At 40.0% G+C, this 16,431-nt stretch carries 13 protein-coding genes; 7 read left to right on the plus strand and 6 right to left on the minus strand.

Going from position 1 to position 16,431, the window contains the following annotated elements; all coding sequences use genetic code 11:
* Positions 1-46 precede the first annotated feature (46 nt).
* The 5 genes from HPSH112_RS03475 to HPSH112_RS03495 form a co-directional block, all read right to left on the minus strand.
* Positions 47-1,411 (minus strand): TIGR00366 family protein, encoded by a 1,365-nt coding sequence (locus HPSH112_RS03475; RefSeq protein WP_000479474.1) that lies wholly within the window; start codon positions 1,409-1,411, stop codon positions 47-49.
* 18 nt (positions 1,412-1,429) lie between these two features.
* Complete coding sequence (locus tag HPSH112_RS03480; protein ID WP_001206275.1) at positions 1,430-2,053, minus strand: 3-oxoacid CoA-transferase subunit B; 624 nt, start codon at positions 2,051-2,053, stop codon at positions 1,430-1,432.
* Positions 2,050-2,748 carry a succinyl-CoA--3-ketoacid CoA transferase subunit A gene (locus HPSH112_RS03485; protein ID WP_001045153.1) on the minus strand — a complete coding sequence of 233 codons (699 nt, stop codon included), beginning with the start codon at positions 2,746-2,748 and terminating at the stop codon, positions 2,050-2,052. The genes HPSH112_RS03480 and HPSH112_RS03485 overlap by 4 nt, the downstream gene beginning before the upstream one ends.
* Positions 2,749-2,758: 10 nt before the next feature.
* Positions 2,759-3,934 carry an acetyl-CoA C-acetyltransferase gene (locus HPSH112_RS03490; RefSeq protein ID WP_001006951.1) on the minus strand — a complete coding sequence of 392 codons (1,176 nt, stop codon included), beginning with the start codon at positions 3,932-3,934 and terminating at the stop codon, positions 2,759-2,761.
* A gap of 248 nt (positions 3,935-4,182) precedes the next feature.
* A complete protein-coding gene (locus HPSH112_RS03495) occupies positions 4,183-4,995 on the minus strand; it encodes a 3'-5' exonuclease (RefSeq protein ID WP_000882732.1) in 813 nt (270 codons plus the stop codon).
* Between the two features lie 136 nt (positions 4,996-5,131).
* Here HPSH112_RS03495 and feoB point away from each other — a divergent pair, with 136 nt between their 5' ends.
* Both feoB and HPSH112_RS03505 read left to right on the plus strand, forming a co-directional pair.
* Positions 5,132-7,060: a ferrous iron transport protein B gene (gene feoB / locus HPSH112_RS03500; RefSeq protein ID WP_014662235.1), complete on the plus strand. Its 1,929-nt coding sequence runs from the start codon at positions 5,132-5,134 to the stop codon at positions 7,058-7,060.
* A 240-nt stretch (positions 7,061-7,300) separates the two neighbouring features.
* Positions 7,301-9,604, plus strand: a complete 2,304-nt coding sequence (locus HPSH112_RS03505; RefSeq protein ID WP_000822118.1) for a TonB-dependent receptor family protein — start codon at positions 7,301-7,303, stop codon at positions 9,602-9,604.
* 38 nt (positions 9,605-9,642) lie between these two features.
* Here HPSH112_RS03505 and fliP read toward each other — a convergent pair whose 3' ends face one another.
* A complete protein-coding gene (gene fliP, locus HPSH112_RS03510; RefSeq protein WP_001210303.1) occupies positions 9,643-10,389 on the minus strand; it encodes a flagellar type III secretion system pore protein FliP in 747 nt (248 codons plus the stop codon).
* Positions 10,390-10,476: 87 nt separating this feature from the next.
* Here fliP and glmU point away from each other — a divergent pair, with 87 nt between their 5' ends.
* The 5 genes from glmU to HPSH112_RS03540 all read left to right on the plus strand — a co-directional run bounded on the left by glmU (position 10,477) and on the right by HPSH112_RS03540 (position 16,416).
* Positions 10,477-11,778 (plus strand): bifunctional UDP-N-acetylglucosamine diphosphorylase/glucosamine-1-phosphate N-acetyltransferase GlmU, encoded by a 1,302-nt coding sequence (glmU, locus tag HPSH112_RS03520; protein ID WP_000953665.1) that lies wholly within the window; start codon positions 10,477-10,479, stop codon positions 11,776-11,778.
* 263 nt (positions 11,779-12,041) lie between these two features.
* Positions 12,042-12,377: a glycine zipper domain-containing protein gene (locus HPSH112_RS03525; RefSeq protein WP_000015899.1), complete on the plus strand. Its 336-nt coding sequence runs from the start codon at positions 12,042-12,044 to the stop codon at positions 12,375-12,377.
* Positions 12,378-12,400: 23 nt separating this feature from the next.
* Positions 12,401-12,874, plus strand: a complete 474-nt coding sequence (locus HPSH112_RS03530) for a hypothetical protein (RefSeq protein ID WP_001021870.1) — start codon at positions 12,401-12,403, stop codon at positions 12,872-12,874.
* 166 nt (positions 12,875-13,040) lie between these two features.
* Positions 13,041-15,407, plus strand: a complete 2,367-nt coding sequence (locus tag HPSH112_RS03535) for a ribonucleoside-diphosphate reductase subunit alpha (RefSeq protein ID WP_000633918.1) — start codon at positions 13,041-13,043, stop codon at positions 15,405-15,407.
* Positions 15,408-15,468: 61 nt separating this feature from the next.
* Complete coding sequence (locus HPSH112_RS03540; RefSeq protein WP_000895495.1) at positions 15,469-16,416, plus strand: Gfo/Idh/MocA family protein; 948 nt, start codon at positions 15,469-15,471, stop codon at positions 16,414-16,416.
* Positions 16,417-16,431: the final 15 nt, after the last annotated feature.

Raw genomic sequence — 16,431 nt, forward strand, 5'->3', positions numbered from 1 at the left:
GAAAATTTACCCCATTGAAAAGAGCGTGGTTTTAGGCATAAAAAACTCACACTAAAAAATAAAACACCCCACACACGACTAAGCCTACAAAAATTAAAGTCAAAACGCAATAGCCCATAATATCTTTAGCGCCCAAACCCGCAATGGCTAAAGCGGGTAAAGCCCAAAAAGGCTGTATCATATTCGTCCAAGCGTCTCCCCAAGCGATAGCCATAGAAACCACGCCCGGATCCACCCCCAAGCTTTGCCCTGCAGGGAGCATGATAGGAGCTTGAATCGCCCATTGCCCTCCGCCAGACGGGATGAAAATATTGACAATCCCCGCGCTCAAAAAAGTCATGAGCGCGAAAGTTTTTTCATTAGCGATGTGCGTGAAGGCTAAAGAAAGCATTTGCGCTAATGAATGACCTCCCACGCTATGGCTTGCCATCATCCCCATGATCCCGGCATAAAAAGGGAATTGCAATAAAATCCCAGCCACGCTCCTAGCGGAATGATTGATCGCTTTCACATAAGCTAAAGGGGTTTTATGGAGCAAAATCCCTAAAAAAAGGAAAATCGTATTGACAATGTTTAAACTAATCCCTCCTCCTTTAAAAAAATAAATACCAAGATACCCAAAACCCAAAAAAACCAAAAGATAAGAAAGCAAAGCGCTGTTTTCCAAAAAATGTGCGATCGTTTTGTCTTGTTGGTGATCAATGAGTTCTGTTTCCTTGTATTCGTCTTTTAAAAGCTTTGCGTCAATCTCAACAATTTCTTCTTTTTTAGGGTGGATTATTGCCATTAAAAAGGGTAACCCTACAAGAATGATCCCTATGATGATTAAATTATAAGCAGAAAAAATCGTCTGACTGATAGGAATAGCTTTTTCAATCACCCCGGTGCTTATTTTGGATAGATCTTCATTTTGGGTGGCAACGCTTAAAGGGATAGAGCCTGATAAGCCCCCATGCCAGATGACAAAACCCGAATAAGCGCTCGCAATAAGCAGCCTGTAATCCACCCCTTTAACATTTTTGGCGATCTCTTTTGCAAAAATAGCGCTAATCACTAAGCCAAAACCCCAGTTGATCCAATTAGCGATTAATGACAGAAAAGTAACCAACAATAAAGCCGCGTAATACCCTTTAGGTAAAGACGCTAGATATTTTAAAAGTTTTTGGACTAATTTAGCGCTAGCTAGAGCCTGACCCAACACCAAAATAAGAGCCATTTGCATAGAAAAACCTAAAAGCGTCCAAGCGCCATTCCCCCAACTAGAAATGACAGAAAAAGCGTCTTGCCCTGTCAAACCATAAACAAGAATAAACACGATAAACGATAAAAGAGTGACCAAGACAAAGGAGTCCGGCAAACATTTAGACGCCAAAAACACGCACGCTGAAGTCAAATGCCTTAATAAAAACATCAACACCCCTTTTATAAGCTATAAGCACACTTCAAATTCAGCTTCTGTTTTTTCTCTCACTTGATCAAGGCTGACACCCTCTTGCAATTCCACTAATTTCATGGCGTTATTAAAAAACTCAAACACCGCTAAATCCGTTATCAATTGATGCACCACGCCTTTTCCTGTTAAGGGCAAGGAGCATTCTTTTTTCACTTTAGACTCCCCGTATTTGTTGCAATGCTCCATGATGACAATCACTTTTTTAGCGCCATGCACCAAATCCATAGCCCCTCCCATGCCTTTTATGAGCTTTTTAGGGATCATCCAATTAGCCAAATCCCCATTTTGTGAGACTTCCATCCCTCCTAAAATCGCTAAATCAATATGCCCCCCACGAATCATCGCAAACGAATCCGCGCTGTTGAAAAACGAAGCGCCCGGCACCACGGTCACGGTTTCCTTTCCTGCATTAATGAGATCCGCATCAACGCCCCCTTCCAATGGGTAAGTGCCAATCCCTAATAGTCCGTTCTCGCTTTGGAAAACGATATTCATCCCGCTCACTTCATTAGCCACAAGCGTGGGCAAGCCTATCCCTAAATTCACATACATGCCCTCTTTCAATTCCTTTGCCGCTCTTTTAATGATAGCCTCTCTCATTTTGCGCTCCTTGTCGTGATTTTTTCTATCCGTTTTTCAAATTTCTCGCCCTTATAGATGTGTTGCACATAGATTCCTGGCAAGTGTATTTCATCTGGGTCTAATTCCCCAGCCGGGACAATTTCTTCCACTTCAGCGACGCATATTTTTGCCGCCATCGCGCACAAGGGATTAAAGTTTCTAGCCGTTTTTCTAAACACCAAATTCCCAAGAGTGTCGCTTTTATAGGCTTTGATAAGCCCATAATCGCCTGTGATCGCTTTTTCTAAAATATACTCCTTGCCGTTAAACTCCCGTGATTCCTTGCCTTGAGCGATCAAAGTCCCAACCCCGGTTGGGGTGTAGTAAGCGGGTATCCCAGCCCCTCCAGCGTGCAAATTTTCAGCCAGCGTGCCTTGTGGTGTCAAAACGACTTCAATTTCTCCGTTCAGCATTTGCGATTCAAAAATCTTATTTTCCCCCACATAGGAAGCGATAATCTTTTTAATCTGCTTTTTTTCCAAAAGAATGCCAAGCCCAAAGTCATCAACGCCGCAATTATTGCTCACAACAATCAAATCCTTGATGCCTTTCTTATAAATGTAATCAATGGCGTATTCGGGTATCCCACACAGCCCAAAACCGCCCACTAAAATAGTGTCTCCGTCTTTTAAAGCGCTCAATGCTTTGTCTAAATCAGTTATAACCTTATTCATCTCATTCTCCTTATTTTTGTTCCACTACCACTGATAGCCCTTGTCCGCCGCCCACACACAATGACGCGCAACCCACGCCATGACCGCTTCTTTTCATTTCATGCAATAAAGTTACCAAGATCCTAGCGCCGCTTGCACCAATAGGGTGGCCAATGGCTATCGCGCCTCCATTCACATTCACGATATTGGGGTTTAATTCAAGCTCTTTTAACACGGCTATGCTTTGCGCGGCGAAGGCTTCATTGAGTTCAAAAAGATCGATGTCGTTGAGATTTATTTTGACATTTTTAAGATTGTTTTTAATAGCGATGCTAGGGCATATCCCCATTATATCCGGACTGCAACCACCCAAACCAAACCCCTTGATAGTTGCCATTGTTTTTAACCCCAATTTTTGCACTTTTTGAGCGCTGCATAAAATGATAATACTTGCGCCATCATTGATCCCTGATGAATTTCCTGCCGTTACCGATCCATCTTTTTTGAAAGCGGGTTTGAGCTTTGCAAGGGATTCTAGCGTCGTTTCTCTAGGGTATTCGTCTTCTTTAAAAACAACCACGCCTTTTTTATTCGCTATTTCAATGGGCGTGATTTCTTCTTGGAATTTCCCTGCATTAATGGCGGCTCTTGCTTTGAGTTGCGATTGGAGCGCGAAAGCATCTTGCTCTTCTCGGCTGATGTGGTATGCTTGAGCGACATTATCAGCGGTGATCCCCATGTGGTAATCATTGAACGCATCCCACAATCCGTCATGGATCATGGAGTCTATCATGTTCGCATTCCCCATTCTTTTCCCATCTCGCATGTCAAACGACAAATAAGGCGCTGCGCTCATGTTTTCCACGCCACCGCACACCACCACCTCATCGCGCCCAAGCATGATGCTGTCATGCGCTAATTGAATGGCTTTCATAGACGATCCACAAACCATATTGACGCTAAAAGCGTTCCTGTCATTCGGAATGCCCGCGTCCAGTTGGATCTGTCTGGCGATATTTTGACCCAAACCGGCGGATAAAACATTGCCTAAAATGACAGAATCCACATCGCTAGGCTTAAGACCGCTCGCCTTCAAAGCGTCTTTAAGCACGACAGCGCCCATTTCTCTAGCGCCCACGCTCTTTAGAGAGCCTAAAAAACTCCCCACTGCACTTCGTTTTGCCGCCACTACAACCACTTCATTCATGTCTTTACCTTTAAGTTGATTTATTAATCCATAGTATCACTTTTAGGTGATTGACACCCTAACAGGTTTGATTTTGTTTTAGGTTTTGTTTTAGATTGAGGGCGATCCGTTTATTTTTTTCACAAAAATATTATTTACATTCAACACAAATTGGTTTAAGCTATAGCCTATCTTATAAGTTGGTTATAAATACCCATATTTTGGTTTTGACTATCTAATTAAGGTTTTAATAGGAATTTGATAAAGCTTCAAGCAAACTCCCCAATCTCTTTCTCTAAAGCGTTAATAAAAACGCTTGAATAGGATTTTTCTTTAGGGAATTTTTCTAAAAAATCGCTCAATAGCCCAAGGTATTGCTCTTTATTTAAAGCGCCTTTTAACACTTCGTATTTCAAAAAAAGCCAGTAAGTGTTAAGCGCATCGCTTTGGCAATAGCTGTCAATAACGCCTTTTTTCTCCTTTTGGCTTAAATGTGGGTTGTAATAAATCGCATGCACTAAATCCCCGCTCACATCAAATTTACCAGGAATATTTGTCATGGAGCAAACGCCATTTAGATTCAACCCCCTAACGGATCCATAATGGCTCAAGCTATCCATTAAATCCAAATGAAACTGCTCGCTATAGCGCGCGCGGTAATTTTCCCATTTGTTCTCTTGGTTGTAAAAAGCGTCTAAAGTTAAATTATATTTAAGGGCTTTGAGCGTGAGTAGGGGCATGTCAAAACCTCTGCCATTGAAACTTATCAAGCGCGGTTGCTTTTCGTTAAAGTATTTGAAAAAGTCCTCTAAAAGCTCTTTTTCGCTCGCAAAATCCTCTTTATTCTCGTGCTTTTGACCAAAATTCCCCACTTTGATAAACTTCCCGTAATCATCGCCTATGACCGCTGCAATAGAGATAATTTCATGCAAATAAAGAGGCAAAAACTCGCTCCCGCTTTTTTCTTTTTGCTTTTCAAAACTCCGTTCACAGATTTTTAGCGCATCATTTTCTTCTAATTGAAAATGCTCTTTACACAAGCTCACGCTAGGAATGGTTTCTATATCAAACACGCACAACATTACACGCTCCTTTCGCATTTTAACATTCTTGTTTCGCTTTTATTATATAACAATTAGTCTTATAGCGCTATAGTGCTAAATTTTAATATCAAAACTATATAACCAAAAATTAAAAAACTTATTTGGAGAATTGGAAGTGGAAGAAATCATTGTCGCTCTTGTGGGCCAACCTAATGTAGGGAAATCCTCCCTTATCAATGCTTTGAGCAACGCCCATTTGAAAGTGGGGAATTTTGCCGGGGTTACCGTGGATAAGATGGAAGTGAGTTTGATCCACAAAGAGCGTCAAATCACCATCATTGATTTACCTGGCACTTACGCGCTCAATGACTTCACCACTGAAGAAAAGGTTACTAAAGATTTTTTAGAAAAAGGGCAATACGATCTCATTCTTAATGTGGTGGATTCCACCAATTTAGAGCGTAATTTAGCCTTAAGCGCGCAACTATTAGACACGAATAAAAAAATGCTTCTTGCGCTCAACATGTGGGATGAGGCGCAAAAAGAAGGCATTAAAATCAATACAGAAAAGCTTTCTCAAGAATTAGGGGTTGTGTGCGTGCCTACAAGCGCAAGATCCAAAGAAGATCGCTTGAATACGGAGCTTTTATTAGATGAAATTGTCAGGCTTTATTCTCAAAACACTACAAACAATGAAAGCATAAAAGTCCCATTTCAAAGTTTTAAGGAGTCTTTAAAATACAGCCAGAGCGCTCAAAGAATCGCCAAATTAGTGATCAGTGAAAACAAACAAAACGCGAGCTTTGAACACACTTATAAGATTGATAAGATTTTAATGCACAAGCGTTATGGGATTTTCATTTTTTTAGGGTTTATGTTTATCATTTTTTCCTTGAGCTTTTTAATAGGAGGCGGAGCGCAAAAAGCGCTTGAAGCAGGGTTTAAATTTTTGAGCGATAGCGTTAAAGAAAATGTGGCTAATGAAGATTTAGCGTCTTTGGTGGGCGATGGCATTATTGGGGGAGTGGGAGCGACGGTTTCATTCTTGCCTTTAATTGTGGTGTTGTATTTTGGGATTTCTTTACTAGAAACGACAGGCTATATGAGTAGGGTAGCGTTTTTATTAGATGGGATCTTGCATAAATTTGGCTTGCATGGGAAGAGTTTTATCCCTTTAATCACCGGTTTTGGCTGCTCTGTGCCCGCTTACATGGCGACAAGAACCTTACAAAACTATAACGAACGATTGATCACGCTTTTTGTGATCGGGTTTATGAGCTGCTCGGCAAGACTCCCTATTTATGTGCTGTTTGTAGGCTCGTTTTTCCCTTCTTCAAGCGCGGGGTTTGTGCTGTTTTGTATTTATATTTTGGGGGCGGTTGTGGCGTTAGTGATGGCCAAATTACTCAAATTAAGCGTGTTTAAAGGACAGACTGAATCCTTTATCATGGAAATGCCCAAATACCGCTTTCCTAGTTGGAGAATGGTCTATTTCAGTATCTATACCAAATCGCTTTCTTACCTTAAAAAAGCCGGGACTTATATTTTAGTGGGAGCGATTTTAATCTGGTTTATGTCTCAATACCCTAAAAGCGATGCGGCTATGAAAACTTATAAACAAGAAAGCTCATTAGTGGATAAAGACACCACCCTTTCAAGCGAAGCTAAAGAAGAAAAATTAAAAGAATTAAAAACCAAATTGGATCAAAAGAATTTAAAAAATAGCATTGTAGGAAGAGGCGGGGCGTATTTAGAAAAAGTCTTTAGCCCTATGGATTTTGATTGGCGTTTGAGCGTCTCGCTTGTAACCGGATTTATGGCTAAAGAGGTGGTGGTTTCTACTTTGGGGGTGTTGTTTTCTTTAGGGGATCAAAATGAAAAATCTGACGCTTTTAGAGAGATTTTAAGAAAAGAAGTCAGCGTGCCAAGCGGGATTGCTTTTATCGTGTTTGTGATGTTTTATATCCCTTGTTTTGCAGCGACCATTACTTTTGGTAGGGAAGCTGGGGGGATCAAGTTTGTAGCGTATTTATTCATCTTCACAACCGTTGTAGCGTATGCGTTTTCCTTGATAGCTTTTTATGCAACTCAAATTTTGGTTTAAAGGTTAGCCATGGTTTAAAAACTTTATTTGTTTAAAATTCCCCCCATTAAAAATATTAAAAAATTTTTATTTTTCTCCCAATCTTTTCTATAAACATTCGCATTAATCGGCATTTTTGACAAAAAAAGCTATTAATTTAATTTAAATAATAATTGTCTCAAAATTTAAGCCAAAACTAATAATAGTTATTATAAATTCCACCTTGTTGTAAAAATGAACATTTTTCATAAAAGGTGGTAAATGAAAAGAATTTTAGTCTCTTTGGTTGTTTTGAGTCATAGCGCGCATGCTGTCAAAACTCATAATTTGGAAAGGGTAGAAGCTTCAGGGGTGGCTAACGATAAAGAAGCACCTTTAAGCTGGAGGAGCAAGGAAGTGAGAAATTATATGGGTTCTCGCACGGTGATTTCTAACAAGCAACTCACTAAAAGCGCCAATCAGAGCATTGAAGAAGCTTTGCAAAATGTGCCAGGCGTGCATATTAGAAACGCTACGGGTATTGGAGCTGTGCCTAGCTTTTCTGTTAGGGGGTTTGGTGGGGGGAGTTCAGGGCATTCCAATACGGCTATGGTTTTAGTCAATGGGATCCCTATTTATGTTGCACCCTATGTTGATATTAGCATTCCTATTTTTCCTGTAACCTTCCAATCTGTAGATAGAATCAGCGTAACCAAGGGCGGGGAGAGCGTGCGTTATGGCCCTAATGTTTTTGGCGGTGTGATTAATGTGATCACTAAGGGCATTCCTACCAAGTGGGAGAGTCAGGTGAGCGAGAGGGCCACTTTTTGGGGCAAATCTGAAAATGGGGGTTTTTTCAATCAAAATTCTAAAAACCTTGACAAGAGCTTAGCCAATAACATGCTTTTTGACACTTACTTAAGAACAGGGGGCATGATGAATAAGCATTTTGGAATCCAAGCTCAAGCCAACTGGCTTAAAGGGCAAGGGTTTAGATACAACAGCCCTACGAACATTCAAAACTACATGCTAGATTCCTTGTATCAAATCAATGAGAGTAATAAGATCACTGCTTTTTTCCAATACTATAATTATTTTATGGCAGACCCCGGATCTTTAGGTATAGCCGCTTACAATCAAAATCGTTTTCAAAACAACCGCCCTAATAACAATAAAAGCGGGAGAGCGAAGCGATGGGGGGCTGTGTATCAAAACTTTTTTGGGGATACGGATAAAATAGGTGGGGATTTCACTTTTAGCTACTATGGGCATGACATGTCAAGGGATTTTCAATTTGATTCTAATTTTTTGAATGTCAATACCAATCCTAAATTAGGCCCTGTTTATACCGATCAAAATTATGCAGGATTTTTTATCTTTGATCATTTAAGGCGTTATATAATGAATGCATTTGAGCCTAATTTGAACTTAGTTGTCAATACCAGTAAAGTTAAGCAAACTTTTAATGTGGGCATGCGTTTTATGACAATGGATATGTATTTTAGGTTGGATCAAAGCACATGCGAAAAAACCGATATTATCAATGGGGTGTGCCACATGCCTCCTTTTGTTCTTTCTAAAAAACCCAGCAACAATCAAAACTTGTTCAACAACTATACAGCGGTATGGTTGAGCGATAAAATAGAGCTTTTTGATTCTAAATTGGTGATAACTCCAGGGATTAGATACACTTTTTTGAACTATAACAACAAAGAGCCAGAAAAGCATGATTTTTCTGTATGGAACATTACAAAAAAGCGTCAAAACGAATGGAGTCCCGGCCTTAACATTGGCTATAAACCTATGGAAAATTGGATATGGTATGCGAACTACCGCCGCAGTTTTATCCCTCCACAACACACAATGCTAGGCATTACTAGGACTAATTACAACCAAATTTTTAATGAAATTGAAGTAGGGCAACGCTATAGTTATAAAAATCTATTGAGTTTTAATACCAATTATTTTGTGATTTTTGCCAATCGTTACTATGCGGGAGGCTATAGCCCACAGCCTATTAACGCTAGGAGTCAAGGGGTGGAATTGGAATTGTATTACGCGCCAATTAGGGGTTTGCAATTTCATGTGGCTTACACTTACATTGATGCGCGCATCACTTCTAACGCTGATGACATTGCTTATTATTTTACAGGTATTGTCAATAAACCCTTTGACATTAAAGGGAAGCGTTTGCCTTATGTGAGTCCTAACCAATTCATATTTGACATGATGTATACTTACAAGCACACGACTTTTGGTATCAGTAGCTATTTTTATAGTCGTGCTTATAGTTCCATGCTCAATCAAGCCAAAAGCCAAACCGTGTGCCTGCCCTTAAACCCAGAATACACAGGGGGGCTAGAGTATGGTTGTAATTCTGTGGGGTTATTGCCCTTGTATTTTGTGTTGAATGTTCAAGTAAGCTCAGTTTTATGGCAAAGCGGTAGGCATAAAATCACAGGAAGTTTGCAAATCAATAACCTTTTCAACATGAAGTATTATTTTAGGGGAATTGGCACAAGCCCTACAGGAAGAGAGCCCGCACCAGGAAGATCCATTACAGCGTATTTGAATTATGAGTTTTAAACTAGCTTCAAGCTTTTATCGCTTGAATGCTTTTAATATTAAACCATTTTAAAACTCGCCACTAAATTTTCGGTCAATAAATTAAACCCATCTACCAGAATAAACACTAAAATTTTAAAAGGCAGAGAAATCATTACAGGCGGGAGCATCATCATGCCCATCGCCATTAAAATAGAGCTGATCACCATATCAATCACCAAAAAAGGCAAGTAGAGTAAAAAGCCGATTTGAAACGCTGTTTTCAACTCGCTTATCATAAATGCCGGGATTAAAACGCTCAAACTCACCTCATCAGGGGTTTTAGGGTTAGGGAGGTTTCTAATCCTAAAAAAAAGGGCTAGATCCTTTTCTCGTGTGTTTTTAAGCATGAATTCCTTGAAAGGCAGAGCGCTTTTTTCAAACGCTTCGGTGTAAGAAATTTTTTTATCCATATAAGGCTTAATCCCTGTATCATAAGCCTTTTTCAAGCTAGGTTCCATGATGAAAAAAGTCAATATCAAAGAGAGCGAAACTAAAATTTGAGTGGGTGGGGTTTGTTGCGTGCCTAAAGCGGTCCTTAAAAAAGAAAACACCACGATCAAACGGGTGAAACTCGTCATCACTAAAATCAATGACGGGGCTAAAACTAAAAGCGTGAGTAGGGCGATGACATTAAGGGTGGTTACAAGCTGCTTAGGATCATTAGGAGCGTTTAAAGAGAGATTGACGCTGGGTAGCGCGCTATCAGCGCTCATTAAAGGGTATATTAAAGGGCAAATGAGGATTAAAAAAATGAAAAAACGCAAAATTCTAGCCTTAAATCTTTGATGAAACGAAGCCAAATTATAAGATAAGGCATGTTAAAATTCCCTAAAATAAGTTTAAGGATTTTAATGCTTTCTGTCATCATACTGGCTGCTGGTAAAGGCACTCGCATGCATTCTAGCCTGCCTAAAACTTTACACACGATTTGCGGGGAGCCTATGTTATTTTACATTTTAGAAACGGCTTTTTCAATCAGCGATGATGTGCATCTTATCTTGCACCACCAGCAAGAACGCATTAAAGAAGCGGTGTTGAAGCGTTTTAAGGGTGTGATTTTCCACACTCAAATCGTGGAAAAATATTCAGGAACAGGTGGGGCCATCATGCAAGAAGATAAAACGCCTATCCCCACTCAACATGAGCAGGTTTTGATTTTGAATGCGGACATGCCCTTAATCACTAAAGACGCTCTCGCCCCTTTATTAAAAAGCCATAATAACGCTATAGGCTTACTCCATTTGGCTGACCCTAAAGGTTATGGGCGCGTTATTTTAGAAAACCATCAGGTTAAAAAGATTGTAGAAGAAAAGGACGCTAATGATGAAGAAAAAGAAATTAAAAGCGTGAATGCTGGCGTGTATGGGTTTGAAAGGGAGTTTTTAGAAAAATACTTACCCAAGCTCCATGACCAAAACGCCCAAAAAGAATACTACCTCACGGATTTAATCGCTCTAGGAATCAATGAAAACGAAACAATTGACGCTATTTTTTTAGAAGAAGAGTGCTTTTTAGGGGTGAATAGCCAAACAGAAAGGGCGAAGGCTGAAGAAATCATGCTAGAAAGACTGCGAAAAAACGCCATGGACTTGGGGGTAGTGATGCAATTGCCTAGTAGCATTTATTTAGAAAAAGGCGTGAGTTTTAAGGGGGAGTGCGTTTTAGAGCAAGGGGTGCATTTGAGTGGGAATTGTTTGATAGAAGATGCGTGCATTAAGGCTTATAGCGTGATAGAAGAGAGCCAGATCATTAATAGCAGTGTGGGGCCGTTTGCCCATGCGCGCCCTAAAAGCGTGATTTGTAATAGCCATGTGGGGAATTTTGTAGAGACTAAAAACGCTAAACTTCAAGGCGCTAAAGCAGGGCATTTGAGCTATTTAGGGGATTGTGAGATAGGGAAAAACACAAATGTAGGGGCTGGCGTGATCACTTGCAATTACGATGGTAAAAACAAACACCAAACAATCATCGGTGAAAATGTCTTTATAGGGAGCGATAGCCAGCTAGTCGCCCCCATCAATATCGGCTCTAATGTCTTAATCGGCAGCGGCACCACCATCACTAAAGACATTCCTAGCGGTTCGTTGAGCCTTTCACGCGCCCCTCAAACTAACATTGAAAACGGGTATTTTAAGTTTTTTAAGAAATCTTAAAGAGTTTGAAAAATCGCTTTTACAGAAAAAATTGCAATGTCTTAAAACTTTATTGAGCATATTTTTAATGGATTAAAAAATCCTCTTTTTATTCTTAATTATTTACCTTAATCTTGTAATTTGTGCAGAAACAAAACACTTATTGAGCTTTTTGTGATATTTTTATGATCTATAACAATGCTTCTAATAGGATTGTGGTATAAATATTCTTATCAAGGTGTGCCAAACATGCCTTGAATCTCAATTTTATGAAAGGATTTGTTATGAGTGGATTGAAAACATTTAGTTGTGTAGTGGTTTTATGCGGTGCAATGGCTAATACAGCTATAGCTGGTCCTAGAATAGAAGCAAGGGGTGAGTTTGGTAGATTTTGGGGGGGAGCTGTTGGAGCTGGAATGGGTGGTGCAATGGGTGGAATAATTGGGTCTCTTGTAGGTCCATGGAGTACTGTGGTTGGTGCAGGCATTGGTGGTGGAATAGGGGCATATTCTGGAGCTGAAATAGGCGATAGGGTAGAAGATTTTATCCGTGGCGTTGATAGAGAGCCACAAACCCCAAGAGAACCCACCTATGATCGTCATTTTGTGTATGATAGGTAGTTTTGGGCAAGAAAGGAGAAAGCATGAATATCAAAGAGCGTTTGAGAATCTCCGAATATCGATGGGCAGTGGCTCTAGTCTATGGGGGATGTCTCTCCATGGGCACTGGGATTTTGTATGAGATCAATGGTTCTGCTAGCGATTCGACCTTTGACCCTAAAAATAGCTATTATATGTGGCTAATACTCTTAATAGCGGCTCTATTGTCTAACCTTTTATTTGACCCACGAGGCAGGGATTGTTATAAATCTTTCCAAGTAAGATACCCTAGGTTTCTCAAAGCCATTTTTAAGGCTAGGTTTTTTGGCGCGTTTTATGACGCTGTGTTAGGAGCGAGACTAAGGGATTTTTATATGGTGCTTTCAATGATGCCCTTTGTTGTCGCTATGCATGAAATTTCAGCGTATTGCGGGCACCCTAGCAACTTTCTTGTAGAGTGTTTGGTCATTTTGGGGCTTCAATGTTTTCTTAAGCTTTGCACTAAATTAGGGTGGTGATTTAACCCAAGTGCCATTAAATGGAGGGGGGTATAAAAAATTAAAAAACTTTAAAACTCATTCTCATTAATAGAACAGATTCAACTTGAACTTTTCTTTTTCTTAAGTTTTTTATTGATACAATTCCAAATTTAAAAAACAAACGATTTAATTCAAAGGAAAAATTTTGATTACGGTGGTTAAACGAAACGGGCGCATTGAGCCTTTGGACATTACAAAAATCCAAAAATACACTAAGGACGCTACGGACAATTTAGAGGGCGTGAGCCAAAGTGAGCTGGAAGTGGATGCGAGGTTGCAATTTAGGGACAAGATCACTACTGAAGAAATCCAGCAAACTTTGATTAAAACCGCTGTGGATAAGATAGATATTGACACGCCTAATTGGAGCTTTGTCGCCTCAAGGCTTTTTTTGTATGATTTATACCATAAAATAAGTGGTTTTACAGGGTATAGGCATTTGAAAGAGTATTTTGAAAACGCTGAAGAAAAGGGCCGCATCCTTAAGGGCTTTAAGGAAAAATTTGATTTAGAGTTTTTAAATGGCCAGATCAAGCCTGAAAGGGATTTCCAATTCAATTATTTAGGGATTAAAACCTTGTATGATCGCTATTTGTTAAAAGACGCTAACAATAACCCTATTGAATTGCCCCAACACATGTTTATGAGCATTGCGATGTTTTTAGCGCAAAACGAACAAGAACCCAACAAAATCGCTTTAGAATTTTATGAAGTTTTAAGCAAATTTGAAGCGATGTGCGCAACCCCCACTCTAGCGAACGCTCGCACCACCAAGCACCAACTAAGCTCATGCTATATTGGCAGCACGCCGGATAATATTGAGGGGATTTTTGACAGCTATAAGGAAATGGCGTTGTTGTCCAAATACGGCGGAGGGATTGGCTGGGATTTTTCTTTGGTGCGCTCTATTGGGAGTTATATTGATGGGCATAAAAATGCGAGCGCTGGCACGATCCCTTTTTTAAAGATCGCTAATGATGTGGCGATTGCGGTGGATCAATTAGGCACACGAAAGGGCGCGATTGCGGTCTATTTGGAAATTTGGCACATTGATGTGATGGAGTTCATTGATTTAAGGAAAAATAGCGGCGATGAAAGGCGAAGAGCGCATGATTTGTTCCCGGCTCTTTGGGTGTGCGATTTGTTTATGAAAAGGGTTTTAGAAGATGCGATGTGGACTTTGTTTGACCCTTATGAGTGTAAGGATTTGACTGAGCTTTATGGGCAGGATTTTGAAAAACGCTATTTAGAATATGAAAAAGATCCTAAAATCATTAAAGAATACATTAACGCTAAAGATTTATGGAAAAAAATCTTAATGAATTATTTTGAAGCCGGCTTGCCTTTCTTAGCCTTTAAAGATAACGCCAATCGGTGCAATCCAAACGCTCATGCAGGCATTATTCGATCCAGCAATCTGTGCACGGAGATTTTTCAAAATACCGCGCCTAACCACTATTACATGCGAATAGAATACACCGATGGCACCATAGAGTTTTTTGAAGAAAAGCAGTTGGTAACGACAGACAATCATATCACTAAATGCGCCAACAAGCTCACTAGCACGGATATTCTTAAGGGCAAGCAAATCTATATCGCTACTAAAGTCGCTAAAGACGGGCGAACGGCGGTGTGTAATCTGGCGAGCATCAATTTAAGCAAGATCAACACTGAAGAAGACATTAAAAGGGTTGTGCCGATCATGGTTAGGCTTTTAGACAATGTGATTGATTTGAATTTCTACCCCAACCGCAAAGTCAAAGCCACCAGTTTACAAAATAGAGCCATAGGGTTAGGGGTTATGGGTGAAGCGCAAATGCTCGCAGAACATCAAATCGCTTGGGGGTCTAAAGAGCATTTAGAAAAAATTGACGCTTTAATGGAGCAAATCAGCTACCATGCGATTGACACGAGCGCGAATTTAGCGAAAGAAAAAGGGGTTTATAAGGATTTTGAAAATTCAGAATGGAGTAAGGGGATTTTCCCCATTGATAAAGCCAATAATGAAGCCTTAAAGCTCACCGAAAAAGGGCTTTTTAACCACGCTTGCGATTGGCAAGGTTTGAGGGAAAAAGTCAAAGCCAATGGCATGCGTAATGGCTATTTGATGGCGATCGCTCCTACTAGCTCCATTTCTATTTTAGTGGGCACAACCCAAACGATTGAACCCATTTATAAGAAAAAATGGTTTGAAGAAAATTTGAGCGGGCTTATTCCTGTCGTAGTGCCTAATTTGAATTTAGAAACCTGGAATTTTTACACATCAGCCTATGATATTGACGCTAAAGATTTGATTAAAGCAGCGGCTGTGCGCCAAAAGTGGATCGATCAAGGCCAAAGCATTAATGTGTTTTTACGCATAGAAAACGCCAGCGGTAAAACCTTGCATGAAATTTACACGCTCGCTTGGAAATTAGGGTTAAAATCCACTTATTATTTGCGCAGCGAAAGCCCTAGCATAGATGAAAAAAGCGTGTTGGATCGATCGGTGGAGTGTTTTAATTGCCAATAATATAAGCTTAAATAAGCTAATCTTTGCTAAAATGAGATTCAAAATTATTTAAGGAAGATGAATGCTTTTTGCTATGATTGGTTCAGGGGGGTTTATCGCTCCCAAGCACTTGCAAGCGATTAGAGATACAGGGCATTTTTTGGATTGCTCTTTTGATATTCATGATAGCGTGGGGGTCTTAGATGAATATTTCGCGCAATCAGAGTTTTTTACAAATATTGAAGATTTTGAAAAGCATTTAGAGCAATCTAAGGCTATGGGTAAAGAAATCAACTATTTGAGTGTTTGCACGCCCACGCACACGCATTTTGATTATATCCGTTTTGGGCTAAAATACGGCATGCATGTGATTTGTGAAAAACCCTTAGTTTTAGACCCTAGCGAAATACAAGAATTGAAAGATTTAGAGGTGAAATACCAAAAAAGGGTGTTTAGTCTTTTGCCCTTGCGCTTGCATTGCGACACGCTGGCCTTAAAAGAAAAAATTAAAAGCGAATTAGACAAAAACCCTGAAAAGGTGTTTGACATCACGCTCACTTATATCAGCGTTCAAGGGAAATGGTATTTTTCTTCATGGCGAGCGGATGTGAATAGGAGCGGGGGGTTAGCCACTCATATGGGGATAAGCATTTTTGACGCTTTAATCTATTTGTTTGGAGGCGTTAAAGACAAGGTTATCAATAGAGAAGAGCTTGATTGCGTAGGAGGGATACTTTTTTTAGAGCATGCCAAAATAAGGTGGTTTTTTTCCATCAATCCAGAACACATGGGAGTGGCTAAAGAGAAAGTTTATCATAAAATGATCCTAGAGGGCGAAGAAGTCAATCTCACGCAGAGTTTTGATAATCTGTATATAGAAAGCTACAAACAGATTTTAGCTCAAGGGGGGTTTGGCTTGGATGAAGCTATGGCGTCTATCAAACTGGCTTATGAATTAAGAAACCTCTCAGTCAGCGAACCCAATGAAGATTCGCATGCTTTGTGTTGCAAAAACAACGCATGCAAGTAAGGCTAATCGCTTTGT

Origin of the sequence: Helicobacter pylori Shi112 (assembly GCF_000277405.1) — a bacterium.
Lineage (GTDB): Bacteria > Campylobacterota > Campylobacteria > Campylobacterales > Helicobacteraceae > Helicobacter > Helicobacter pylori_C.

Bases quoted from the DNA above. Each gene is read 5' to 3' on its own strand.
- HPSH112_RS03475 (WP_000479474.1), bottom strand. From the start codon at position 1,411: ATGTTTTTATTAAGGCATTTGACTTCAGCGTGCGTGTTTTTGGCGTCT.
- HPSH112_RS03480 (WP_001206275.1), bottom strand. From the start codon at position 2,053: ATGAGAGAGGCTATCATTAAAAGAGCGGCAAAGGAATTGAAAGAGGGC.
- HPSH112_RS03485 (WP_001045153.1), bottom strand. From the start codon at position 2,748: ATGAATAAGGTTATAACTGATTTAGACAAAGCATTGAGCGCTTTAAAA.
- HPSH112_RS03490 (WP_001006951.1), bottom strand. From the start codon at position 3,934: ATGAATGAAGTGGTTGTAGTGGCGGCAAAACGAAGTGCAGTGGGGAGT.
- HPSH112_RS03495 (WP_000882732.1), bottom strand. From the start codon at position 4,995: ATGTTGTGCGTGTTTGATATAGAAACCATTCCTAGCGTGAGCTTGTGT.
- HPSH112_RS03505 (WP_000822118.1), top strand. From the start codon at position 7,301: ATGAAAAGAATTTTAGTCTCTTTGGTTGTTTTGAGTCATAGCGCGCAT.
- glmU (WP_000953665.1), top strand. From the start codon at position 10,477: ATGCTTTCTGTCATCATACTGGCTGCTGGTAAAGGCACTCGCATGCAT.
- HPSH112_RS03525 (WP_000015899.1), top strand. From the start codon at position 12,042: ATGAGTGGATTGAAAACATTTAGTTGTGTAGTGGTTTTATGCGGTGCA.
- HPSH112_RS03530 (WP_001021870.1), top strand. From the start codon at position 12,401: ATGAATATCAAAGAGCGTTTGAGAATCTCCGAATATCGATGGGCAGTG.
- HPSH112_RS03540 (WP_000895495.1), top strand. From the start codon at position 15,469: ATGCTTTTTGCTATGATTGGTTCAGGGGGGTTTATCGCTCCCAAGCAC.